Raw genomic sequence first — 23,243 nt, forward strand, 5'->3', positions numbered from 1 at the left:
TATGCCAAGCCCCATTCGACGAATCGCCATCTCCACCGGCGGTGGTGATGCGCCCGGCCTCAATGCGGTCATCCGTGCCACCGTCACGGCGGCGGCCAATCGCGGCTGGGAGTGTATGGGCATCCGGGACGGCCTGACCGGCATCCTGCAGCCCGAGCGCTACCCCAAAGGCGGCGGCGTGGTGCCGCTCACGCGCGATCAGGTGCGCGGCATCGCGCATCTGGGGGGCACCATTCTGGGCACCACCAACAAGGGCAACCCGTTTCACTTTCCCACGCTCAATGCCGACGGCACGACGGGTGAGACCGATCGCTCCGATGAACTGCTGGCCTGCTTCAAACGCGATGGCATCGATGCACTGGTCATGGTCGGGGGCGATGGCACGATGGCGATTGCCCATGAGCTGCATCGCAAGGGCCTGCGCGTGGTGGGTGTGCCCAAGACCATCGACAACGACCTGGACAAGACCTTCACCACCTTTGGCTTTGACACCGCCGTATCGTTCGCCACCGAGTGCCTGGACCGCCTGCACACCACGGCAGAGAGCCATCAGCGCGTGATGGTGGTGGAGATGATGGGGCGCTATGCAGGCTGGATTGCCCTGCATGCCGGCATCGCGGGCGGGGCGCACGCGATTCTCATCCCCGAGATTGCCTTTGATCTGGAGCAGGTCGCCGTCAAGATCCGCAAGCGTGACGCTGACGGGCGCCTGTACTCCCTGGTGGTGGTGGCCGAAGGGGCGCAGCCCCGGCAAGGCCCGCGCGCGGTGCTCGAACCTGCCGGGAGCGGACATGCCGAGCGCCTGGGCGGGATTGGCGAGCAGGTGGCACGGGAGTTGGCCCAGCGCACGGGCAAGGACGCGCGGGTCGTCGTTCTGGGCCATTTGCTGCGCGGCGGCAGCCCCACCTCGTTTGACCGGCTCGCCGCTCTGCGCTTCGGCACGGCGGCCGTGCGCGCGCTGGACGAAGGCCTGTCTGGCGTGATGGTGGCGCTGGCCTTTCCCAACGTGAACTACGTCAAGCTGGAGGAGGTGGCCGGACGCATGAAGGCGGTACCACCCGACAGCGATACCCTGCAGACCGGGCGCGACCTGGGCGTGTGTTTCGGCGACTAGACTCCGGGCCGCAAGGCGGGCCGCGCCGCCGACAAGTCCTCGGCGCGCACACCCAACGCCACGATGGCCGGCGGCAGCGGCAAGCCGCGCACCAGGGCCGCGGCGAGTTCACCCAGCGCCGGGGCGGTCTGGATGCCGTAGCCGCCCTGCCCCGCCAGCCAGAAAAAACCAGGTGCCTCGGGTGCGAAGCCGGCAACCGGCGTCTTGTCGGCCACAAAGGAGCGCAGACCGGCCCATTGGCGCCGAACTTTCGGAAAAGTCATGGTGGTGGCGCGCTCCAGCCGGTCCACCGCAATCGCCACATCCAGCTCTTCGGGTTGCACGTCCTGCGGCGCCACCGGGTCTGCATTGGCCGGCGAGGCCAGCAGCACCCCGGCATCGGGTTTGAAATAGAAACTCTCGTCGGCATCGATCACCAGCGGCCAGCCACTGATGTCGGTATCAGGCGGTGCATCAGAAATAAACGCCGTGCGGCGCCTGGGTACCAGCCCCACGGGCGCCACCCCGGCCAGTAGCGCCAACTCATCGCACCAGGCACCCGCCGCGTTGATGAGTATCGGAGCGCAAAAACGCCCGGCAGCGGTCTGCACGCACCAGACGTCGCCCTCGCGCCGGATCTGTGTGACCCCCGCCTGACACACCAGCTGCAGGCCAGCATTTTTGGCGCTGCGCAGAAAACCCTGGTGAATGGCGTGCACGTCCATGTCCATCGCGTCGGGCTCGTATACGGCGTAGACAGCGGCCTCGGGGCGCAGCACCGGCACCCGGCGCAGGATCTGCTCTTGCGTCCACCACTCAATATTGGGCACCAATGCCTGCATGCTGCGCCAGGCCTCGCGCAACGGGTCATGATGGGCGGCGCCGCCCACGGTCAGCGCGCCGCGCGGCGTCAGCAAGGGGTAGGGAGAAAAGCCGTCGGGCGGATGAAAATAGAACGCCCTGGAAGCCGTGGTCAGGGCGCGCACGGTGGCGTTGCCATAGGTCTCGGAATACATGGCGGCCGAGCGCCCGGTGGCGTGGTAGCCCGGCTGTGTTTCGCGCTCCAGCATGATGACTCTGGCGTGCGGCGCCAGGGAGTGGGCCGCGGAGGCACCGGCCATGCCGGCGCCGATGATGAGAATGTCTGTGGTTTGCATGGGAATGGGGAATCAGGACGGCAAGGGTTTGGTTCAGATTGTCACCAATCCCAATGGACCGTGCCACACGCCGCCGCCGTTCAGGCCGCTGCGCCACCCGGAAGCAATTTATTTCAATCCTCCGCCACCAGATTTCACGCCCGGCACGCCGTCCACCCCTTACCATGCACACAAATAACAGGAGACCTTCATGCCCGTGATCACCAACATCGAAGACCTGCGCGTGCTGGCGCAAAAGCGGGTGCCCCGCATGTTCTACGACTATGCCGACTCCGGCTCGTGGACCGAGAGCACCTACCGCGCCAACGAGGCCGATTTCCAGAAGATCAAGCTGCGCCAGCGCGTGGCCGTCAACATGGAAAACCGCAGCACCCGCACCACGATGATTGGGCAGGATGTGGCGATGCCGGTGGCCATTGCGCCTACCGGCCTGACCGGCATGCAGCATGCCGACGGCGAGATTCTGGGGGCCAAGGCGGCCAAGCGATTCGGCATTCCCTTCACGCTCTCGACCATGAGCATCTGCTCGATTGAAGACGTGGCGGCGGAGACCGGCCGCCACCCGTTCTGGTTTCAACTCTATGTGATGAAGGACCGGGGTTTCATCGAACGACTGATCGAGCGCGCCAAGGCCGCCAACTGCTCGGCACTGGTGCTCACGCTGGATCTGCAAATCCTGGGGCAACGTCACAAGGACCTCAAGAACGGTCTCTCTGCGCCGCCCAAACCCACCCTGGCCAACATGATCAACCTGGCCACCAAATTGCGCTGGTGTCTGGGCATGGCAGGCACCAAGCGGCGCCAGTTCGGCAACATTGTGGGCCACGTCAAGGGCGTCGACGACATGGGCAACCTGGGGGCCTGGACCGCGCAGCAATTCGACCCGGCGCTCAACTGGGGCGATGTGGAGTGGATCAAAAAGCTTTGGGGCGGCAAGCTGATTCTCAAAGGCATTCAGGACGTGGAAGACGCGCGCCTGGCCGTCAATTCCGGCGCCGATGCTCTGATCGTCTCCAACCACGGCGGGCGCCAGCTCGACGGGGCCGAGTCCTCCATCCGCGCCTTGCCGCAGATTGTGGAGGCGGTTGGCAAGGACATTGAAGTGCACATGGACGGCGGCATCCGCAGCGGGCAAGACGTGCTCAAGGCCCGCGCGCTGGGGGCGCAGGGCACCTACATCGGCCGCGCTTTCCTCTACGGCCTGGGCGCCATGGGCGAAGAAGGCGTGGACAAGGTGCTGGAGCTCATCCACCGCGAGCTGGACCTGACCATGGCCTTTTGCGGCCACACCAATATCAAGACGGTGGACAAGGGCATCTTGTTGCCCGGCACTTACCCTACTTGATTCCCGGTTGACCTGGATTGACCAACAAGCCAGGAGTTACCACGAAAGCCGCCGCCTCAGTCGTGAGCTGGTAGCGGCGCGCAATCCAGTGGTCAAGCGACAGCCTTCCAGGCCCATGCGCCATCAGGTACAAGAGAACGGCTGCCCATGTGCCATGGGTGGGGTAGGCATCCGGATACACAAATATCTGGATGGTCAGCGTCATCCCCAACAATGCCAGGGCAGACATGCGGGTGGCGAGCCCGAGCAGGATCATCACCGGGAACAAGTGTTCGGCAAATGCCGCCATCGGTGCCGCGATTTCGGGAGCAATCAGGGGAAGGCGGTATTCCTCCTTGAACAGTGCGACGACTGAATCAGACAGACGCGGCCACCCCAGTGTGAAATCCCCGCTCACGATATCGATCGAGAGCCCCTGTATCTTTGTTTGTCCGGACTTCCAGAACACCGCTGCAATCGAGAAGCGGGCAACGAAGGCGACAAGGGAATTGGGTATGTGCGTGCAAATGGCGATGAAGCTGCGTATCAGGCCCGCTATTCCCGGTATCGAAAGCGCTTCGCCGGCATCAGTCGTGCCTGATTTTTCAGTGCGTGTGTTCATGATGGTTGTCTCACCGTTGTGATGTCGGTAATGAGCTGCAGGCGGATGAGCATCGCTATCGTGTTGACCAGATCAAATTCGTGATCTCCGCTGCTTGCGGTACTCGCGGCCCCGGCCAGGGTCTCACCCATTTGCAGTGACTTGACAAACTGTCCTGCCCCTGCGGGCAATTCCACGGTATCGACCTCCAGTTCATTCCTGAACACCAGCGCCGTCTGGGCTGCCGCAGGATCGACCGAAGAAATGCACAGCGCCCCCTGATGCGCTGCCCATAGCGAAAAAACGGCGAACCGTGACGCGATCACATGAACCGAGGGGTGCAAGACCAGTCGCAGCGACATGAGGCGCTGGGGATCGGACAACGCAGCTTGCAGGGCTTCGGGCGGTACAGGGGGCACGTCGGCGGCGTGACAAGCCATCACCCGACCCATTTCCAGACGTGCCACGTCTGCCAGATAGGGCACTGACATCGCCGGTGGAAAGGACCCCACGAAATCGGCGAAGGAGCCCCCGTAATAGGCCATGATGCGCGAGCGAGGCGGGCTTGCCTGTACAAAAACCCTGGCCATCGCCCGGAAAAACTCTACCCCCACCAGCTCCTGCACGGTGGGAAAGGTGTCAGCCAGGGCATCGATCAAGGACACCGTCACATTGTTGCGATACACCGCAAACCGGACTTCGGGGTCAGAGCCGTTCCAGGTCTTCAAGCCACCGGGGCAAGCCAGCTCGGGGTTCAGCAAGGCCTGGGCAAAGGGGGTCTGGCTGTTCATGTGGTGACCGCCATCCGGGGTCCGTCTGACCCTGGCGTTGTCAGGCGCGGCAACGCGCGCAATTGCTGGTCCGCCACGCAGGCCTCGGCAAACAAGACCGGCCAGCCAGGCACATCATTGTCACGCTCGATCAAAGTCGCCACTGCGCCCGCCAGTTCCAGCGTGAAGGCGTACAGGTCCCATACCGCCTGCGCAACAGGGGAACCGTGGCTGTCAATCAGCAGACGATCGCCATGGCCGTCTTGCTGCTCGGCAAAACCTGCCAGGTGAATCTGTCCGACCTGCGCCAGCGGCAACGACCGGATGTAAGCCCGTGCATCGCGCTGGTGATTGACGCTGCAAACATAAACATTGTTCACATCGAGCAGCAGTCCACAGCCGGTTCGACGTACGACCTCACTCAGAAAGGCCGCTTCATCCATGGACGAGCCTTCAAACTCCACATAGGTGGCCGGATTCTCCAGCAGCATGCGGCGCTTGAGGTGCGACTGCACCTGGTCAATATGGTCACACACGCGACGCAGCGTCTGGTCGGTGTAGGGAATGGGCAAGAGATCATTCAGAAACGTATCGCCATGGGTAGACCAGGCAAGGTGCTCCGAGAAGGATTGCGGCTGATAGCGGTCCAGCAGGGTTGCCAGCGCATCAAGATGTCCGCGATCCAGCGGGGCGTCTGCCCCAATGGAAAGACCGACGCCGTGCACCGAGAGCGCATGGCGTTCCCGGATGCGGGTGAGGTAATGGTGGAAAGGCCCGCCGGCGACCATGTAGTTCTCGGCATGAACTTCGAAGAAACCGATATCGGGCTGCGTCTCCAGGATTTCCTGAAAATGAGCCGGCTTCAAACCCACGCCGGCCCGGGTTGGCAGGGCGTGAGACGGAGCACCCGGGGGCTGCCATAGCAGGTCAATTCGGTCTGGCATGCCAGGTGCTCCGTTGTTGCGTCAAAGAATCAGGCTTTGACTTCCTTGAACTCCTTCAACTGACCGAAGCCGGTTGGGGAAGTCTTTGACACCGTCTTTTCGCAGGTACCCTTTGGAACCATCGACCAGGCGTTGCCCTGGTAGTCGATTTTTGAAGTTCCGGCGCAGGTTGATCCTGCACCCGCCTTGCAGTCATTCTTGCCTTTCAGGGCCACGCCGAAGCAGTGTTCCTTGTCGGCTGGTTGAGCGGCAGCGGGCGTTGCGGCAATGGTCAGGGCGGCGCTCATGGCCAATGCCAAGGCGGCGGCAGAGGCGTAGCGAGAGGTGGTGGTCTGGTTTTTCATTTCAATGTGTCCTTCAAGAAGTAAAACGTGGGCTAAGGGCAGCACGGAACGCAGTTTTTGTTCTATGCTGCACCAGTAGTCGCAGGACCTCCCTGGTTTCTTACATCCGGAACCGCTGTCTTGCACAAATACTTGCGAATTTCAGGCACGCAGCATGACAATCAAAGCGCTCACCTTCGATACTGGCGGAACCATCCTGGACTGGCACAGTGGCGTCTGCAGCGCATTCCAGCGGATCGGTGAACGCCACGGTATTTCGCTCGACTGGCACACGGTGACGAACGACTACCGGCGCCTGGCCATGAAAGGCATCGTAGGACAAGTCCAGCCTGCGTTCAACATGGACGACGTGCATCGCGCTGCGCTGGACGAGGTGTTGTCGAACTACAGCCTGCAGCAATTGGGTCCCCAAGACCGCTGGCAGATTTTTCATGCGTGGCACGAGCTGACAGTCTGGCCGGATTTCCCGGCCGCATTGGCCCGTATTCGGCAGAAACTTCCCGCCATTTCGTTCACAATGCTGCCGCTGTCTCTGGTCCTGGATGTTTCCCGCAAGAACAATCTGTACTGGGATGCGGTCATCTCATGCGAGATGATTGGTGTCTACAAACCGCACCCAGAAGCCTATTTGAAAGCGGCGCAATGGTTGGGGATGGCTCCGGCAGAGATTCTGATGGTCGCCTGCCACAACTTCGATCTGAACGCAGCCCGCTCCTGCGGTTTCAAAACAGCCTTTGTTCGCAGACCGGACGAATGGGGGCCGCAGGGCCCACCCGATCCCACACCCCATCCCGACTGCGACATTGTGGTCGACGGGTTTGATGCGCTGGCTGACAAATTGGGACTGTGAGCTACAGCTGGTGCGTCACCAGCTTGAAATCGGCGTCTTCATCAAACCGTTTGACCGTGAAGCCCAGGCCCCGCATCAGCTTGAGCATGGTGGGGTTGTTGGCCAACACCAGGCCTTCAATCTCGGTCAAGCCTTTTTCGCGGGCGAAGTCCATGATGGACAGCATCAGGCGCGAGCCCAGGCCCCGGCCCTTGAAGTCATCCGCGACCACCAGAGAAAACTCGCAGCTGGCGCGGTCCGGGTTGGTGATGTAGCGCGACACGCCCACGATACGGGCCGACTCCGTGGCCGCGCCGTCGGCACCCACGCGCCGTTCCCGGTACACGGCGACCAGCGCCATTTCGCGGTCGTAGTCAATCAGGGTGAAGCGCGAGAGCATGGTGGCCGGCAGCTCCTGCATGCTGGAGACAAAGCGGAAGTAGCGGCTCTCGGGCGACAGGTTGCGCACGAACTCCTGCAGCATGGTCGCGTCGTCCGGGTGGACCGGGCGCACGGTGTATTCGCCGCCGCCCTGGAGCGGCCACACCTGTTCATGCTGCGAGGGATACGGCAGGATCGCCAGGTGGTTGTAGTGCCGCGCTGAAGGCGGCGCGGTGTCGATGACGATGCGCGCATCCACCGCCCCCGCGCCGGACTCGTCCACGATGATGGGGTTGTTGTCCATCTCGCGCAATTGGGGCAGTTCGCACACCATTTCAGACACCCGCAGCAGCACCTGCTCCAGCGCCTCCATGTTCACCGCCGCCGCGCCGCGCCACTCACCCAGCGTCTCGGCCACGCGGGACCGGTCAATCAGCGAGCGTGCCAGAAACTGGTTCAGGGGCGGCAGCTCCATGGCGCGGTCGTTCATCAGCTCGATCATGGTGCCGCCCGCGCCAAACGCAATCACCGGGCCGAAAGGTTCATCCGTCACCAGGCCAATGTAGATTTCGCGGCCGCGCTTCTTGCTGGCCATGTTCTGGATCGTGACGCCATTGATGCGCGCGCCGGGCTGCAACCTGGCCACCGCCTGCATCATCTCCAGGTAGGCGTCACGCACGCCCACGGCGCCCTGCACATTGAGCGCCACGCCCTGCACGTCGGATTTGTGGCTGATGTCGGGCGAGTCAATCTTGAGCGCCACCGGGAAACCCAGCTGCGTCGCGATCATGATCGCTTCGGTCACGGTGCGCGCCAGGATGGTCTTGGTCACCGGAATGTGAAACGCCGCCAGCAGCGCCTTGGATTCCATCTCGGTCAGCACCTTGCGGCGCTCGGCCAGCACGCTCTCGATCAGCATGCGGGCGCCCTCCACGTCGGGCTTGGCCAGATCGGACAGCGGTGGTGGCGTCTGCTGCAGCAGCTGCTGGTTCTGGTAGAACGAGGCGATGTTGCCAAACGCACCCACCGCCGCCTCCGGCGTGCGAAAGGTGGGAATGGCGGCCGCGTTCAGGATCAGCCGTGCTTCACCCACACTGGCATCGCCCATCAGGCAGGTCAGCAGGGGTTTGCCCAGCTGCTTGTTGAGGTCCGCCAGCGCGCTGGCGACGGTCACACTGTTGGTGCCGATCTTGGGTGAATAGATCGCCAGCACGCCATCGACCTGGGGCGCCTTCACGGCCGCTTCAACCGCCGCCTTGAAGTGCTCGGGCCCGGCTTCCTCCGAGACATCGATCAGGTCGCACAGCGACGCCAGCGGTGGCAGTTGCGGCTGCAAGGCCTGGGCCTGTCCGGGCGTGAGGCTGGCCAGCTGCAGGTTGATTTCACTGACCCAGTCCGCCGCCAGCACGCCCGGGCCGCCGCCGTTGGTGACAATCGCCAGCCGGCGCCCCACCGGCCGGTAGCGCGAGGCCAGACACTTGGCCGCGGAAAAGAGCTGCACAAACGAGCGCACCCGCACCGCCCCGGCGCGGCGCAAGGCGGCGTCAAACACATCGTCGCTGCCGACAATGCTGCCCGAATGGGTGAGCGCCGCGCGGTTGCCCGCTGATTTGCGGCCGGCCTTGAGCACCACCACCGGCTTGGCGTTGGCGGCGGCGCGCAGCGCGCTCATGAAGCGGCGCGCATTGCTGATGCCTTCCAGATAAACCACGATGCTGTGGGTCTGCGCATCGGCCGCCAGGAAATCGAGCACCTGCGCCATATCGACGGCGGTGTTGGGCCCCAGCGAGACCACGGTGGAAAAGCCCACCGCGTTCTTTTGCGCCCAATCCAGAATGGACGACGTCAAGGCCCCCGACTGCGAGACCAGCGCCAGCGGACCGGGCGCGCACAGGGCGCCGGCCACGCTGGCATTGAGATTAAGGTGCGGACGCTGAAAACCCAGGCAATTGGGCCCCAGCAGATGAATGCCGTCGCGCCGCGCTATTTTGTGCAGGTCGGCGGCCAGGGTCGCGTCGATGCCGCTGGAGATCACCAGCGCCGCACGGCACTTGATGCGCCCGGCAATTTCCAGGGCCGCTGCCACCTCGGCCACGGGCAGCGCAATGATCGCCAGATCGGCCTGGGTGTGGGCGAGGTCGGCCAGCGTGCCGCTGTAGTGAATGTCCAGAAACACCAGCGTGCCGGTAAAACGCTGTGCCACCAGCGCGTGGTGCAAAGCCTGCGCCTGGGCCGTCTGTGCGGCCGGGTCGTCCGGCTTGCCGGCAAAAACAGCAATGGAACGTGGCGAAAAAAGGGGCGTGAGGAAATGTTTGTCCATACGGATCTCAATTGGCAAAGTGGTCGCAGGATGCCAGCTTAACCCGTCAACATGACGCATGCCTTGACTTGAGGCAACAGCGGTCCGCGCTATCCTCGTGGCATGCACAAATTCTTTGTCTGGCTTGGGCCGGCGCGACTCCCCTTTTTGGTGCTGACGCCCGCCTGCATTCTGTTGGGCGTGGCCTGTGTGCAGTGGACACAGGGCCAGGTCAATCTGCAGGACGCGTTGCTGGTGCTGCTGGGTGCGGCGGCAGCCCACATCAGCGTCAATGCCTTCAATGAATACCTGGATTTTCGCAGCGGGCTGGATGCCATGACGCAACGCACCCCCTTCAGCGGCGGCAGCGGCGTGCTGCCGGCGCACCCGGAGCTGGCGGGCATCACCCTGGCGATGGCGATTGCCGGTCTGGGCAGTTGCGTCGCCATTGGCCTGTATTTCGTTGCGCTGCGCGGGCCGGTCCTGCTGCCGCTGGGCCTGGCCGGCGTGGCACTGGTGCTGGCCTACACGCCGTGGATCACGCGCCACCCGCTGCTGTGCCTGCTGGCACCCGGCCTGGGATTTGGCCCCCTGATGGTTCTGGGCACCCAGGTGGCACTGGCCGGGGAGTACTCGGCCACGGCCGCTGCGGCGTCGCTGGTGCCGTTTTTCCTGGTCAACAACCTGTTGCTGCTCAACCAGTTTCCGGACGCCGAGGCCGACCGCCAGGCGGGCCGCCGCCACCTGCTGATCACCTCGGGCCCTGCCGTGGCCGCGCGCTGGTATGCCGCTTTGACGCTGCTGGCCTTTGCCAGCCTGGCGCTGGGCGTGCTGATCGGCTGGCTGCCGACCGGCGCCCTGCTGGGCCTGCTGACGCTGGTGCTGGCGCTGCCCACCGTGCGTGAGGTGCTGGCGAACGCGCTGGATGTGGAGCGCCTGCTGCCGGCGATGGCGCGCAATGTACTGGTCTGCATCCTGACGCCAGTGCTGATGGCCGCCGGGATGTGGATGTCGTGAGCACACCGCCTCGCGGCGTGATTCGCCGCATTGCCCACCTTGACATGGACGCCTTTTACGCGTCGGTCGAGCTGCTGCGCTACCCGCAGCTCAAGGGCTTGCCGGTGGTAATTGGCGGCGGACGGCGCGCGGAAGATGAAACGCTGCGCCAGACCTATGACGGCCACACCCTGGCCGACATTCCGCTGGACGCCTTCCCCCGGCTGCAAAGCTACACCGGCCGCGGCGTCATCACCACCGCCACCTACGCGGCCCGCCAGTTTGGCGTGGGCTCGGCGCTGGGCCTGATGAAGGCCGCCAAGCTATGCCCGCAGGCGATATTGCTGCCGGTGGACTTCAATGAATACCGCAAATACTCGCGCGCGTTCAAGGCCATCGTCACCGACATTGCGCCGCTGATGGAAGACCGGGGCGTGGACGAGGTCTACATCGACTTCACCCATGTGCCCGGCGGCCAGCGCGAGGGCGGGCGCGTGCTGGCGCGGCTGATCCAGAAGACCATTTTCGAGGAGACCGGCCTCACCTGCTCGGTGGGCGTGGCGCCCAACAAGCTGCTGGCCAAAATGGCCAGCGAGTTCAACAAGCCCAATGGCATCTCCATCGTTTTCGAAGACGACCTGGAGAGCAAGATCTGGCCGCTGGCGTGTCGCAAGATCAACGGCATTGGCCCCAAGGCCGACGAGAAGCTGAAAAGCCTGGGGATTGAGACCATCGGCGAGCTGGCGCAAAAGGAGCTGGCCTGGCTGGTGGCCCACTTCGGCAAAAAGACCGGCGCCTGGATGTTTGAGGCGGCGCGCGGCCGCGACGAACGCCCCGTGGTGCTGGAGAGCGAACCCGTCTCCATGAGCCGCGAGACCACCTTTGAGCGCGACCTGCACGCCGTGCGCGACAAGACCGAGCTGGGCGCCATCTTCACCCGGCTGTGCCAGCAAGTGGCCGACGACCTGCAGCGCAAAGGCTATGTCGGAAAAACCATCGGCATCAAGCTGCGCTATGACGACTTCAAGAGCGTGACCCGCGACCAGACGCTGGACAGCTACACCGCAGACGCCCAGACCATTCGCCAGACGGCCGGGTTGTGCCTCAAACGGGTGCCGCTGGACAAGCGCCTGCGCCTGCTGGGGGTGCGCGTGGGCACGCTGCTGAAAGTCGGCGACGCCGAGAATTATGAACAAAACAAGGCTTTAGCCCCCGTGGAACATGCCTCATCAGCTACTAATTCAATAGCAAGGATCGATCAGCTGTTTTGATGACAAAGGGTGTTGACAGCGGCTTACGCGCAACTTACATTCGGACCTTCATACCGGAGGTTGCCATGATTCACCACATGCCCCGACATCTCCCGCTGGCCAAGCTTCAGCGCATCAAGAAATGGCATGTGGAACACCGGCCGGAGCATCCGCTCGAATATCAGCTGTGGGACACCGTGCTCATCCTGTGGGTGCTCGGGCGCGTAGGCTGGCTGCCCGCCTTTGCGCTGGAGGCGCCGTGGGCCTATCCCCTGTGTCTGGCAGGCATGCTGGCACCGCACCTGTATGTGGGCTGGCGCCTGAAGGCGGATGAAGCGCAGCGCCTGCGGTGCGACTGGCGGGACAGCATCAATTGAGCGGCCTGCTTCACTGCACTTTGCCGCCCGTCAGCCCGAGCGCGCCAGGTTCAGCGCCAGCAGGCGCTTGAGGATTTCTTCATCCTGCATGTCGGGCTTGTAGTCACTCCAGCCGTAGGCTTGGGCGATATTGCTGGCGTTTTCTCTAACGCCTGGCGTTGCGGTGCGCTGGTTTGGCTGGGGGTGGGCTCGCCTGGCTGCCCTTTGCGTTGGGCCGGCCGAGCTGGCACAGGGGGCGGGGGCTCATGCGCTGCGCTTTTTGAAATCGCCCCCACCCCCTGTGCCAGCCCGGCCTGGAGTGCTCGGCTGGGCGCTGTGGTTGATGCTATGTTTTTGATAGCTACTTGCGCAATAAATACGGGGGCTAGAGGCTGATTTTGCTCTGAAATCCCGGCAGGAATGACGGCAGCGCCTTGCAGCGTTTCGGTACGCTGGTGAGCGGTGTCGGCGGGGAAAAGGAAGGTTTCGAAGCAGGACTGGGCGTTGCAGGTAGGACGACCATGAGTGGTCCGGGTGTCAGTAGCCGTGCAGGGCGAAGTCCAGGGCGTCCCAGATCGCCGCAGCGTTGTGGCTGAGGTTGGCAACCGGGTCGCGCAGGTCGCCGGGTTCATAGGAGCCGATAGTCAGGGTTTCAAGTAGCAACGTTTCGCCAGCCACATCGAGTCGTGGATTCAATATCGTTACCGGGCTGGTGTCTTCGTCCATTCGAGCGAGCGGGATTGCCACAACAGCAATGGGTCGCTTCAGAAAGTGGCTCTGAATCACCATGACATAGGGGTGACTCTCACGCAATTTGGCAATCGGATTGGTGTACACATCAAATTGCGTCATCAGACACTCTCAGCACCTGGGTCATTGCCCGCGCCCGCTTCAGACAGTGCTTTCTCCTGCCGCCATTCGTGAATTCTTCTGGCCATGGAGCCTATTTTGGAGACACGCTTGTTCATGGCCTCGATGGCGTCCTTGTTGTCCTCTTCCCATTTGGCATGCAAAGCCTGGTTTTCAGTCGGGCTGCGCGCAGCGGCTGCCGCGCGGCGTGCCATGCGCTCGGGCGTGTAGTAGCTGTCTGCGTTACCCACGGCTGCCGGATTCACCTTGTAAACCGCCAGCTCTTCCTGCACGGCATGCGTCAGCGGCACCACTTTCACCGGCGTCAGCGTGACCGCACCGTCGGGCGCGATCTGCATGTCAAACAGCTGGCCCGCATATTTTTTTCCCAGCGATATCTGGCCGCTGGCGCCGACTTCCTTGAGCATGGCCGTCTCCTGTTGTGCCTTCATGCCATCATGCCGCATGACGCTGGAGGCGTCAAGCTGGCGACTCTGAACGCGGCCTAGTTTGCACTACAGTCTGGGCATGAACACCTCTACCGCCCTCACCTGTTTTTCCCTCACCACCGAGAACCACATCGCCCACCTGGTGCTCAACCAGCCCGAGGCGCTGAACACCATGCACCCGACCTTCTGGCGCGAGCTGGACGAGGTGCTGACGCAGCTGCACCGGGACGGCGCCGCCCGCGTGCTGGTCATCAGCAGCACCGGCAAGCATTTCAGCGCCGGCATGGCACTGGAGACCTTTGCCGGCGCCATCAAGATGGACGACCAGAGCCCCGAAGGCCGGGCCGCCATTTTTGACCTGCTGACTGACATGCAGGCCACCTTCACCAAGCTGGAGACGCTGCGCATTCCGGTGATTGCCGCCATCCAGGGCGGCTGCATTGGCGGCGCCGTCGACATGGTGACGGCCTGCTGCATTCGCTACGCCACGGCAGATGCTTTCTTCTGCATACAGGAAATCAACATCGGCATGGTGGCCGATGTCGGCACGCTGCAGCGCCTGCCCAAGCTCATGCCACTGGCCGTGGTGAAAGAGTTGGCCTACACCGGGCGGCGCCTGCTGGCGCAGAAGGCGCTCGGCTACGGCCTGGTCAACGAGGTGTTCGACACGCCCGACGCCATGCTGACGGCGGCCATGCAATGCGCTTCAGAGATCGCCTCCAAGCCGCCGATCGCGATCTGGGGCACCAAGCAGGCCGTGCACTACGCGCGCGACCACTCGGTGGATGAATCACTGAAGCAAATGGGCTGGCTGCAGGGCGCCATCTGGAGCAACAGGCATGTGCTCGAAGCCGTGATGGCGATGAAGACCAAGCGCGCGGCGGACTTTCCGCCCTTGAGCGGCTTGCGCAGTTTTCGCGATATTGCGTGACTACTGCCGCGCCGTGCGGGTGTTGGCCGGCAGTGCCTGCGGATAACTGGTGCGAAACGGGTTGATGTCCAGCCCGCCGCGGCGCGTGTAGCGCGCATACACCGCCAGCTTGAGCGGCTTGCAGCGCGTCCAGATGTCCATGAAGATGCGCTCCACGCACTGCTCATGGAACTCGTTGTGATTGCGAAAGCTCACCAGGTATTGCAGCAAGCCCTCCTGGTTGATCGGGGCGCCGCTGTAGCTGATCTGCACGCTGCCCCAGTCCGGCTGGCCGGTCACCAGGCAGTTGCTCTTGAGCAGGTTGCTGGTCAGCACTTCCGTCACCGGCGCTTCATCTGGCACGACGCGCAACAGATCCGGCGCCGGCGTGTAGCGGCTGCATTCCACATCCAGCCGGTCCAGGCTCAGGCCATCGAGCTCGTAAATGGGTTCACGGTCAAACAGCTCGGGCAGCAGGATCTTCACGCCAATCGACGCCGGTGCCGGGCCACGGCCTGAGGGCTCATGCGCGGTATCGCGCCACACGGCTTCGCTCAGGTCCGCCCGCAGCCGCGTCTTGACCGCATCGACATCGACAAAACGGGTGTTGTTGAAACTGTTGAGGTAGAGCTTGAAGGACTTGCTCTCGATGATGTTGGGGGTTTCGCACGGCACGGTGAAGTGCGCCAGCGCCACCTGCGGTTTGCCACGCAAGTTGAGCCAGCTCAACTCAAACGCGGTCCACATGTCGGCGCCAAAAAACGGGGCCGCACCGGCGACGCCGATCTCGGCGCGTTTGCCGGCGCGCGGGATGGGAAACAGGAGCGAGGCATCGTACTGGTCGATGTAGGCCGAGGGCTTGCCCAACTGGGAATTTTCAGGATGGTTCATGAGTTTGGGGTTCAGGCTGGAGCGCGAGGATCAGCGGATTTCAGATGGGGAAGCAGGGCCGCAAGCAGTTGGTCGACCACACCGGGTGGCAGATCATGGCCCATACCTTCGATACCCAGCATTTTCGCACCCGCAATACGCCGGGCCGTGTCTTCGCCACAGGCATAGGGCACCAGCGGGTCAGCCTTGCCATGCACCACCAGCGTGGGCGCCCTGACGCGGGCCAGCTGGGCCGCACGGGTGATGTCGGCCATGATGGCCAGCATTTGCCGCATCGTGCCCACCGGGTAAAAACCGCGCTCCGCCCCTTTGAGGATGCGCTCGCGCAGTTCGGCCTCAGGCGTCGGGAAGGCCGGGCTGCCAATGACCTTGAACAGCTTCACGTAATGGTCGACCACCGCCTGCGGCCGGTGGTCCGCCGGGCGCTTGAGCAGCGCACGAACGACTTCAGGCCGCGGTGGCGGCAGCCCTTTGGCACCGCTGGTGCTCATGATGCTGGTCAGGCTCAGGGTGCGCTGCGGCGCCATCAATGCCACGCGCTGCGCGATCATGCCGCCCATGCTGGCACCCACCACATGCGCTTGTTCTACCCCCAGCGTATCGAGCACACCCAGTGAGTCAGCCGCCATGTCGCTCAGGCTGTAGGGCGCACGGGGTGTCAGGCCCATTCTGAGTTTGACGCCCTGCCAGATCAGGTTGGGTTTGCCCAGCGCTTCAAAACGATGGCTCAACCCCACATCGCGGTTGTCGTGGCGAATCACCCGGTAGCCGGCATCCACCAGCGCCTGCACCAGTTGCGGCGGCCAGGCAACGAGCTGCATGCCCAGCCCCATGATCAGCAACACTGCGGGCCGCGCTGGTGCATCACTGCCGGGATGGGTGTCTTCAACTTCGATGTCGATGCCATTTGCTCTGATTTTCATAGCAATATGCGCTTATTTCACGGGGGGCTGGAACCCTATTTCATATAAATTCTTCAGGAAGCCTGCGCGCGCCGGAAGACCAGCCTCTCCGGCCGCGAGACGGATGCGTCGAACGCGTAACCCTCGGCATCAAAGCCTTCGAGCTGTTTGGGCGTCACCACCCGATGCGTTGCCGCATAGCGCGCCATCAGCCCGCGCGCCCGCTTGGCCATGAAGCTGATGATCTTGTACTGGCCGCCTCGGTACTCCTCAAAAACACACTCCACCACCCGCGCCTTGAGCGCTTTGAGGTCCACCGCCTTGAAATACTCCTGCGAGGCCAGGTTCACCACCACGGGCGACAGGTCCACCTGCAAACGCCCGTTCAGATAAGTCGATATTTGTGCGCCCCAGAACTGGTAGAGGTTCTTGCCCTGCTCGTTTCCCAGCTTGGTGCCCATTTCCAGCCGGTACGGCTGCATCCAGTCCAGCGGCCGCAGCACGCCGTACAAGCCACTCAAGATGCAGACATGGTCTTGCAGCCAAGCCAGCTCATTAGCCGCCAGGCTCTTGGCGTCCAGGCCCTCATACACATCGCCATTGAAGGCCAACACCGCCTGCTTGGCGTTTTTCGCGGTGAATTTCGGGCGCCACGCCGCATAACGCGCCGCATTCAGGCCAGCCAGGGCATCGCTCAAATGCATCAGCGTGGCAATCTGCTGCGGCGACTGCACCTTGAGCAAGTCAATCAGCTGGGCCGATTGCGGTACGAACAAGGGCAGGGTGTGCGGCACGTCGCCGGCCGGGGTTTCAAAGTCAAGGGATTTGGCAGGAGACAGCAAGAACAGCATGAGGTAACGACCAGTGGCGCCCCGAGAGGGCTTGATTCAAACGTTGGGCAAGAAAAAAGGCTTCCTGACGAAGCCTTCATTATCATGACCGCGTGCACAGGGTCTATTTGAGATCACCCGCCAGCGAAGCAAGCGTCTCCGCCGGGATCGTCACATGCGCCGGGTAGTTGGTGTGATCGCAGCCCAGTTTGACGCTGGCCCCGGCCTTGACCGCCGCGCACATGGCCGGCGTCAACTCGAAGCGCACAAAGTGAACGGCCGAGGTTTTTTCCTCGTTCTCGCGGTCCATGTCTTCGTCGGCGATGGCGTAGACGCGGGGCTGGCCTTCCACCTCGACAAACAGCCGGTCTTCCACGCCGATCAACCGCGCCAGCTCGCGCTTGCGCTCGTTGACGTCGGGGTATTCAAGCATCATGGTGGCTTTCCAGTTGCTGCCGTCCGGCACCAGCGGGGCGTAGGCTTCGATCTCCTGCAGGATGCCCTCTTCTTCAAATACTTTCTCGATGCGCAGCATCTCCTGGATCTGGTAGCGGATGGTGAGTTCGCTCTCGAACTGCAGGTTGATGTAGTCGCCCAGGCGCACGCTGCGCAGCTTGCGGTGCGCCATGATGGCCGGCTTGTTGGCCTTGCGGTACTTGGTGTAGGCCTCCAGCGACATGAGGCTGTCGGGGGTGATTTTTCCGGTTAACTGCATTCTGATCCTTGCGTCATTTCGTCACTTCAATCCGTAGGCTTTGGCAACCAGGCTCAGCGGGTGCTGCAGCTCAGGCGCGCCCAGCCCATTGACTTCGAAGCCCTGGGCGATGTGGTGCCCGCCCAGCGGGCAGTCCGAGCTGATGAAATCAGGTTTGGCGCCATCCTTCATGGTGGCCATGGCCTTGAACAGTGGCTTGCCGATCTTCATGGCCTGCTGGTGATGCGCCTTCTTGACGCCAAAGGTGCCGGCGTGGCCCGAGCAGCGCTCGTTGGTGTTGATGGTCGTGCCGGGAATCATCTTGAGCATCTCTTCGGTCTTCTTGCCGATGTTCTGCACCCGGCCGTGACACGGAATCTGGTAGCTCACATTGCCCAGCGGCGTCGGGAACTCGGTCTTGAGCAGGCCGTCGCGCTTGCGCTGCATCAGGTATTCAAACGGGTCCCACATGCACTCCTTGACCAGCTGGACGTCAGCCTCATCCGGGTACATCAGCGGGATTTCCTGCTTGAACATCAGGGCGCAGCTCGGTACCGCCGCGAGGATGGCGAAACCGTCTTTGGCGTATTTGGCCAGCACCGGAATGTTGGCCTCTTTGCTGGCGTTGACGGACTCCAGATCCCCCAGCTCCAGCTTGGGCATGCCGCAGCATTTCTCTTTCTCGACGATCACGTAGGGCACCTCGTTGTGGTCGAGGATCTTGAGCAGATCGAGGCCGATGCCGGGCTCGTTGTAGTTGATGTAGCAGGTGGCAAAAATAGCGACCTTGCCGGGCGTCTTCTCGCCGTCCTTCACCACCGTCGTCTTGGCCTTGGGTGTGCCGTGGCGGAATTTTTTGGTTGCCAGCGACGGCAACCAGGCATCCTGGTCCACGCCCGCCACGCTTTCCATCAGGCTGCGCGCCGCCCTGGTCTTGTTGACCGCGTTGGCCACCTGCACCACGATCGGAATGCCGGCGAACTGCCCATGCACATCGGTGGAAGCCAGGAACCTCTCGGCCATGCCGACCTCACCCTTCTTGAACTTGATGGCCTTGGCGCGCAGCATGGTGTGCGGAAAGTCCAGGTTGAACTCATGCGGCGGCACGTACGGGCATTTGGTCATGTAGCACAAATCGCACAGGTAGCACTGGTCCACCACCTTCCAGTAGTCCTGCTTCGCCACGCCATCGACCTCCTGGGTCTTGCTCTCGTCCACCAGATCAAACAATGTGGGGAACGAGCCGCACAGGCTCACGCAGCGCCTGCAGCCGTGGCAGATGTCGAAGATGCGCTCCATCTCATGGAAGGTGGCATCTTCGTTGTAGTAGTCCGGCCCCTTCCAGTCGATCGGGTGGCGGGTAGGAGCTGACAGGTTGCCTTCGCGTGCCATGGTGGAGGTCTCGTGGGTGGTTTTGATTGCTGTCTTGAATCTTCTGCATTGGGCGCTGCAGGCAACGCCCAACACAGACGAATCAGCGCGGATCAGTCGACCAGTTCTGTCAGTGCCTTGGTATAGCGATTGGCGTGTGAACGCTCGGCCTTGGCCAGCGTCTCAAACCAGTCAGCCACTTCGTCATGGCCTTCGTCACGAGCGGTCTTGGCCATGCCGGGGTACATGTCGGTGTACTCGTGGGTCTCGCCAGCCACAGCCGACTTGAGGTTGTCACGGGTGGCGCCGAAGGGCATGCCGGTTGCGGGGTCACCGCACTGCTCAAGCCATTCCAGGTGACCGTGCGCATGACCGGTTTCACCTTCGGCGGTGGAGCGGAACAGCGCTGCCACGTCAGGCTGACCTTCAACGTCGGCCTTGTTTGCGAAATACAAGTAACGGCGGTTGGCCTGAGACTCGCCTGCGAAGGCGGCTTTCAGGTTGTCTTCCGTCTTGGAGCCTTTGAGTGCTGCCATGGAAATCTCCTAGTGGTTGATGGAAATGCGTGTGCTTTGAACAAAAATTGCCCAAAGACTTTTGCAGATTAGCGGCCTTAGGCATACCCGTCTAATTGGCTCCCTTAATCTGGTTAATTGTTTATGGCTATCAAAACAGGTTTTTGATAAAAATCAACCAAATCCAGATACACAGGTGCTCGGCAATAGCCCAAAGACATGAATTGGGATAGAGTTATCCGCTCACGCACCAGCAAGCGTTTCTGATCCTGGAGGTTGTCATGGCCGTCACCCCTGATTCTGATTTCACGCAGGGCACAAGCTACAGCCTGCCCGAGTACCCCTTTGTCGAGCCCCCGGAACTGCGCACCGGTGAAGCGCGCCGCTACCCGGTCGTGGTGGTGGGCGCGGGCATCACCGGCCTGACCATGGCGTGTGCACTGGCTGGGCTGGGCGTGCCTGCGGTTTTGCTGGACGAAGACAACACCGTGGGAATGAAGGGCGCCTCATCGCAGGGCATCTGCTACACGCAGAAGTCCCTGGAGATATTTGAGCGCCTGGGCATCTACGAGCGCATTGCCGCCAAGGCAGTCCAGTGGAGTGTGGGCCGCACCTTCTCGGGCCAGGATGAGGTCTACTCCTTCGACCTGCGCCAGCAGAGCAACTTCGGGCTGTCCTGCCAGCCCCCCTTCATGAACATCCAGCAGTTCTATATTGAAGCTTACCTGGTGGAGCGCATCGCAGAGCTGGGCTCTGTGGACCTGCGCTGGAGCTCAAGGGTGACCGACTTCGTGCCCGACGACGGACTCAACACGCTCACGGTGCAGACACCGGCCGGCAGCTACACACTGCAGGCCGACTACGTGATTGACGCGACCGGCTCGCACACGCCATTTCACGCCTGGTGCGGCGCGACCATGACCTCCAAACGGGGCGATGACCTCTGGTGCATTGTTGACGTACGGTTCAAACACCAGCCGCCCGCGGAACGCCATACGTGGATCGAAGCGCCCTTCAATCAAAACCTTGCGGTGTGGCAGCACCGGATGGCGGACGATGTGTGGCGCATTGACTACCAGATGGCGCCCGACGCCGACCCCGATGACGTGAGCCAGGAGGCACAGGTGCGCGAACGCCTGCAGCGCCAATTTGGAGACGACGTCGAATGCGAAATTGTGTGGGTCGGACCCTATGCCTATCGCAGCCAGTGCCTTGACCAGCTGCGCCTGGGCAATGTTTTCTTCATGGGTGACGCGGCGAAAATCGTCAGTCCGTTTGGGGCGCGCGGCGGCAATTCCGGCATTGCCGACGCGGACAACCTGGCCTGGAAGCTGGCGGCCGTGCTCAAGGAGCGGGCACCGCCCGCGCTGCTGGACAGCTACAACGAAGAGCGACACGAAGCGGCCGAGCAGAATGTGCGCATCACCAACCGCACCGCACGGTTTTTGCGGCCGGCGGACGGCGCGGAGCGCCTGTTCCGCGACGCCACCATCGGCCTGGCCCGGCAGTACCCCTTTGCCCGCCAGCTGGTGAACACGGGACGCATGGCGGTGGCCAACAGCTACACGCAATCCAGCGTATGCGAAAGCACCGGCGGGCAATCGGTGCAGAACGTGGCGTTCCGCTGGGCCGATGGCAGCAGCGGCGCCGTCAACGACCTGCTGGCATGGGCCAGTGGCGACTTGCTGGTGCTGGTGTTCGGCCATATCTCGGAAGCCGCCAGCGAGCGCCTGCGCCAACTGGCCAGCCACGCCCCGGTGCGTTGTGTGCAGGTGCTGGAAGCCTACGGCCGGCCGCAAGCGCTGGAACATGTGATCGACCCGCAGGGCCACCTGCAGGGCGCCTGTCACGTGTTCGGCCATGCCTGGGCCGTGTTGCGTCCCGACGGCTATCTGGCGGCAACCGGCGAGACCGTCGACGGCAAGCTGGTTCAATCCATCGAACATGCGCTGGGCATGAAGTGAGGAGTGCAACATGACCACCAATATGAAAACCACACTCCATCTTCAGGACGCCGATGCTTTCTACGAGCAGCTGCTGGACGCCCATGCGGGCCTCGACCGCGAGCAGTCGGAATTGCTCAACGCCCGGCTCATCCTGCTGCTGGCGAACCAGGTGGGGGATTCGAAAGTGTTGCGGGAGTGTCTGCAGGCTGCCAGCGCGCCACCGCCTTGACGCGGGGCTAAAAGATCACTTTCGGGATGGTCATAATGGCCCGCAACAATGACCATCCCAACGACCACCCAACTCCGGTTTTCCCAGACCCCTTCCCTCTGGGGTAGTTTTTTCAAGGTAATGCTGCTCCGGCGTCCAAAGTGCGCACCGGAGCACGCCTTGAACAACCGCATTGAGGCCTCCCTGACCGGACTGCGCGCCAATTCCCGCCAGTTGGCGGACTACTCGACGCAGTGCGCCCTGACGCCCGGTCCCGCGCTGCCGCTGATTTATCCGCACCTGCTGGCCATGCCTTTGCACATGGCGATGCTGACCCACAAGACCTTTCCCCTGGCGCTGATGGGGCTGGTGCATGTATCGAACCGGATCACCTCGCACCAGCCCATTCCCACCGATGCCACGATGGAGCTGCACTGCCGGATCGACGGCATCCAGCAAACGGAGCGCGGACAGTCGTTCGAGATCCAGACCCGCGTGTGCCGGGAAGGCCGCACCGTCTGGCAGGAGCACAGCACTTTTCTGGCGCCCTCAGGCCAGCGCACGCGAGGCGCAGCCAGCGCACCCGACGTGCCCGCCAGACCCGAGGAACCTTTGGCGCGCTGGGCCGTGGCGGCCAATGCCGGGCGACGCTACTCGCGCGTCACCGGCGACTGGAATCCAATCCATGTCTCGGCCTGGACGGCGCGGCTGTTTGGCTACCCGCGCGCGATCGCCCACGGCATGTGGTCGCTCGGCCGCTGCGCTGCGCTCTTGCAGCATGCGCACACCTCCACCGGTCCGACCGTGCTGGAGGCCCGGTTCAAACGACCCCTGACGCTGCCGGGGCAGGTCGCCCTGTACGCAACAAGCGCAACCGGGCCGGCGACGCACTTCCGGCTGGCGGTGGAGCCGACAGGCGAGCCCCACATCGAGGGTCGAATCGAAACGGGGCCCGGCGTCGAATAAAATCAGCTGCTCCCAGCCTTTCCTCACCAGCGGCATCTCTCCTTTCGGGTGAGCCGCTTTTGCCTCCGGCGACCCGCACCCGGGTCCTGGGGCGAAAACGCCAAAGACACCATGAACGACGCACTGCAACAACCCGGCCTGAACAGCCTGTCCAAATCATTCGAGCCTGCCGCGCTGGAAGCGCACTGGGGTCCCGAATGGGAAAAACGTGGCTACGCCGTCGCGGGCTACCGGGGCACGGGCAAGCCAAAAGAGGGCGCCGCGTCCTTCGCCATCCAGTTGCCACCGCCCAATGTCACGGGCACGCTGCACATGGGGCACGCCTTCAACCAGACCATCATGGACTCGCTCACGCGCTACCACCGCAT

Annotated in this window: 25 protein-coding genes; 11 read left to right on the plus strand and 14 right to left on the minus strand. The window is 62.9% G+C overall.

The genetic code is table 11. The annotated features are described in order from the left end of the window. Position 1: 1 nt before the first annotated feature. A complete protein-coding gene (locus Q7T10_RS16950; RefSeq protein ID WP_304750506.1) occupies positions 2-1,114 on the plus strand; it encodes a 6-phosphofructokinase in 1,113 nt (370 codons plus the stop codon). On the opposite strand, the gene Q7T10_RS16955 is transcribed toward Q7T10_RS16950, so the two are convergent. Continuing rightward, a complete protein-coding gene (locus Q7T10_RS16955) occupies positions 1,111-2,250 on the minus strand; it encodes an FAD-binding oxidoreductase (RefSeq protein ID WP_304750507.1) in 1,140 nt (379 codons plus the stop codon). The genes Q7T10_RS16950 and Q7T10_RS16955 overlap by 4 nt on opposite strands. A 190-nt stretch (positions 2,251-2,440) precedes the next feature. Here Q7T10_RS16955 and Q7T10_RS16960 point away from each other — a divergent pair, with 190 nt between their 5' ends. Continuing rightward, entirely contained in the window at positions 2,441-3,595 is a 1,155-nt protein-coding gene (locus tag Q7T10_RS16960) for an alpha-hydroxy acid oxidase (protein ID WP_304750508.1), read from the plus strand. Here the strand turns inward: Q7T10_RS16960 and Q7T10_RS16965 are convergent. Genes Q7T10_RS16965 through Q7T10_RS16980 form a run of 4 tightly spaced genes read right to left on the minus strand, consistent with a single transcriptional unit; the run spans position 3,588 to position 6,233 of the window. After that, on the minus strand, positions 3,588-4,196 hold the full coding sequence (locus Q7T10_RS16965; RefSeq protein ID WP_304750509.1) for a DoxX family protein: 609 nt from the start codon (positions 4,194-4,196) through the stop codon (positions 3,588-3,590). The two genes, Q7T10_RS16960 and Q7T10_RS16965, sit on opposite strands and share 8 nt — an antisense overlap. Then, a complete protein-coding gene (locus Q7T10_RS16970; RefSeq protein WP_304750510.1) occupies positions 4,193-4,966 on the minus strand; it encodes a DUF2063 domain-containing protein in 774 nt (257 codons plus the stop codon). Before Q7T10_RS16970 ends, Q7T10_RS16965 begins: the two co-directional genes overlap by 4 nt. Beyond that, the gene (locus Q7T10_RS16975) at positions 4,963-5,889 is read right to left on the minus strand and encodes a DUF692 domain-containing protein (protein WP_304750511.1); all 927 of its coding nucleotides are present in this window, start codon (positions 5,887-5,889) and stop codon (positions 4,963-4,965) included. The genes Q7T10_RS16970 and Q7T10_RS16975 overlap by 4 nt, the downstream gene beginning before the upstream one ends. Before the next feature lie 29 nt (positions 5,890-5,918). Continuing rightward, positions 5,919-6,233 (minus strand): DUF2282 domain-containing protein, encoded by a 315-nt coding sequence (locus Q7T10_RS16980; RefSeq protein ID WP_304750512.1) that lies wholly within the window; start codon positions 6,231-6,233, stop codon positions 5,919-5,921. 154 nt (positions 6,234-6,387) lie between these two features. Here Q7T10_RS16980 and Q7T10_RS16985 point away from each other — a divergent pair, with 154 nt between their 5' ends. Further along, entirely contained in the window at positions 6,388-7,083 is a 696-nt protein-coding gene (locus Q7T10_RS16985; RefSeq protein WP_304750513.1) for a haloacid dehalogenase type II, read from the plus strand. Between the two features lies 1 nt (position 7,084). Here Q7T10_RS16985 and Q7T10_RS16990 read toward each other — a convergent pair whose 3' ends face one another. Beyond that, positions 7,085-9,763 carry a bifunctional acetate--CoA ligase family protein/GNAT family N-acetyltransferase gene (locus Q7T10_RS16990; protein ID WP_304750514.1) on the minus strand — a complete coding sequence of 893 codons (2,679 nt, stop codon included), beginning with the start codon at positions 9,761-9,763 and terminating at the stop codon, positions 7,085-7,087. Between the two features lie 102 nt (positions 9,764-9,865). Between Q7T10_RS16990 and Q7T10_RS16995 the strand changes: the two genes are divergently transcribed. The 3 genes from Q7T10_RS16995 to Q7T10_RS17005 all read left to right on the plus strand — a co-directional run bounded on the left by Q7T10_RS16995 (position 9,866) and on the right by Q7T10_RS17005 (position 12,365). Next, complete coding sequence (locus tag Q7T10_RS16995; protein ID WP_304750515.1) at positions 9,866-10,759, plus strand: prenyltransferase; 894 nt, start codon at positions 9,866-9,868, stop codon at positions 10,757-10,759. A gap of 44 nt (positions 10,760-10,803) precedes the next feature. After that, positions 10,804-12,009, plus strand: a complete 1,206-nt coding sequence (gene dinB / locus Q7T10_RS17000) for a DNA polymerase IV (protein WP_304750545.1) — start codon at positions 10,804-10,806, stop codon at positions 12,007-12,009. Positions 12,010-12,086: 77 nt separating this feature from the next. Next, complete coding sequence (locus Q7T10_RS17005) at positions 12,087-12,365, plus strand: hypothetical protein (RefSeq protein ID WP_304750516.1); 279 nt, start codon at positions 12,087-12,089, stop codon at positions 12,363-12,365. Between the two features lie 516 nt (positions 12,366-12,881). On the opposite strand, the gene Q7T10_RS17010 is transcribed toward Q7T10_RS17005, so the two are convergent. Then, positions 12,882-13,196 (minus strand): CcdB family protein, encoded by a 315-nt coding sequence (locus Q7T10_RS17010; RefSeq protein WP_304750517.1) that lies wholly within the window; start codon positions 13,194-13,196, stop codon positions 12,882-12,884. Further along, positions 13,196-13,645, minus strand: coding sequence for a hypothetical protein (locus Q7T10_RS17015; RefSeq protein WP_304750518.1), 450 nt, complete (start codon positions 13,643-13,645; stop codon positions 13,196-13,198). Before Q7T10_RS17015 ends, Q7T10_RS17010 begins: the two co-directional genes overlap by 1 nt. Before the next feature lie 76 nt (positions 13,646-13,721). On the opposite strand from Q7T10_RS17015, the gene Q7T10_RS17020 reads away from it, so the two are divergent. After that, on the plus strand, positions 13,722-14,573 hold the full coding sequence (locus Q7T10_RS17020) for an enoyl-CoA hydratase-related protein (protein ID WP_304750519.1): 852 nt from the start codon (positions 13,722-13,724) through the stop codon (positions 14,571-14,573). Here Q7T10_RS17020 and queF read toward each other — a convergent pair whose 3' ends face one another. The 6 genes from queF to Q7T10_RS17050 form a co-directional block, all read right to left on the minus strand. Further along, entirely contained in the window at positions 14,574-15,443 is an 870-nt protein-coding gene (queF, locus tag Q7T10_RS17025) for an NADPH-dependent 7-cyano-7-deazaguanine reductase QueF (RefSeq protein ID WP_304750522.1), read from the minus strand. Positions 15,444-15,454: 11 nt separating this feature from the next. Then, positions 15,455-16,366 carry an alpha/beta fold hydrolase gene (locus Q7T10_RS17030; protein WP_304750524.1) on the minus strand — a complete coding sequence of 304 codons (912 nt, stop codon included), beginning with the start codon at positions 16,364-16,366 and terminating at the stop codon, positions 15,455-15,457. A gap of 53 nt (positions 16,367-16,419) precedes the next feature. Next, entirely contained in the window at positions 16,420-17,196 is a 777-nt protein-coding gene (yaaA, locus tag Q7T10_RS17035) for a peroxide stress protein YaaA (protein ID WP_304750526.1), read from the minus strand. A gap of 103 nt (positions 17,197-17,299) precedes the next feature. Beyond that, positions 17,300-17,890, minus strand: a complete 591-nt coding sequence (locus Q7T10_RS17040) for a DUF3501 family protein (protein ID WP_304750528.1) — start codon at positions 17,888-17,890, stop codon at positions 17,300-17,302. A 21-nt stretch (positions 17,891-17,911) separates the two neighbouring features. Continuing rightward, positions 17,912-19,261: a (Fe-S)-binding protein gene (locus Q7T10_RS17045; protein WP_304750530.1), complete on the minus strand. Its 1,350-nt coding sequence runs from the start codon at positions 19,259-19,261 to the stop codon at positions 17,912-17,914. A gap of 92 nt (positions 19,262-19,353) precedes the next feature. After that, entirely contained in the window at positions 19,354-19,776 is a 423-nt protein-coding gene (locus tag Q7T10_RS17050) for a rubrerythrin family protein (protein ID WP_304750532.1), read from the minus strand. A 260-nt stretch (positions 19,777-20,036) separates the two neighbouring features. Between Q7T10_RS17050 and Q7T10_RS17055 the strand changes: the two genes are divergently transcribed. From Q7T10_RS17055 to Q7T10_RS17070, 4 genes are all read left to right on the plus strand, one after another. Next, entirely contained in the window at positions 20,037-21,719 is a 1,683-nt protein-coding gene (locus tag Q7T10_RS17055; protein ID WP_304750533.1) for an FAD-dependent monooxygenase, read from the plus strand. A gap of 22 nt (positions 21,720-21,741) precedes the next feature. Further along, the gene (locus Q7T10_RS17060; RefSeq protein WP_304862195.1) at positions 21,742-21,930 is read left to right on the plus strand and encodes a DUF2783 domain-containing protein; all 189 of its coding nucleotides are present in this window, start codon (positions 21,742-21,744) and stop codon (positions 21,928-21,930) included. A gap of 159 nt (positions 21,931-22,089) precedes the next feature. Further along, a complete protein-coding gene (locus Q7T10_RS17065; protein WP_304750538.1) occupies positions 22,090-22,875 on the plus strand; it encodes a MaoC family dehydratase in 786 nt (261 codons plus the stop codon). Between the two features lie 111 nt (positions 22,876-22,986). Next, on the plus strand, positions 22,987-23,243 hold a 257-nt coding region (locus Q7T10_RS17070; protein WP_304750540.1), incomplete at its 3' end, for a class I tRNA ligase family protein.

The organism is Rhodoferax sp. (assembly GCF_030646845.1).
Lineage (GTDB): Bacteria > Pseudomonadota > Gammaproteobacteria > Burkholderiales > Burkholderiaceae_C > Rhodoferax.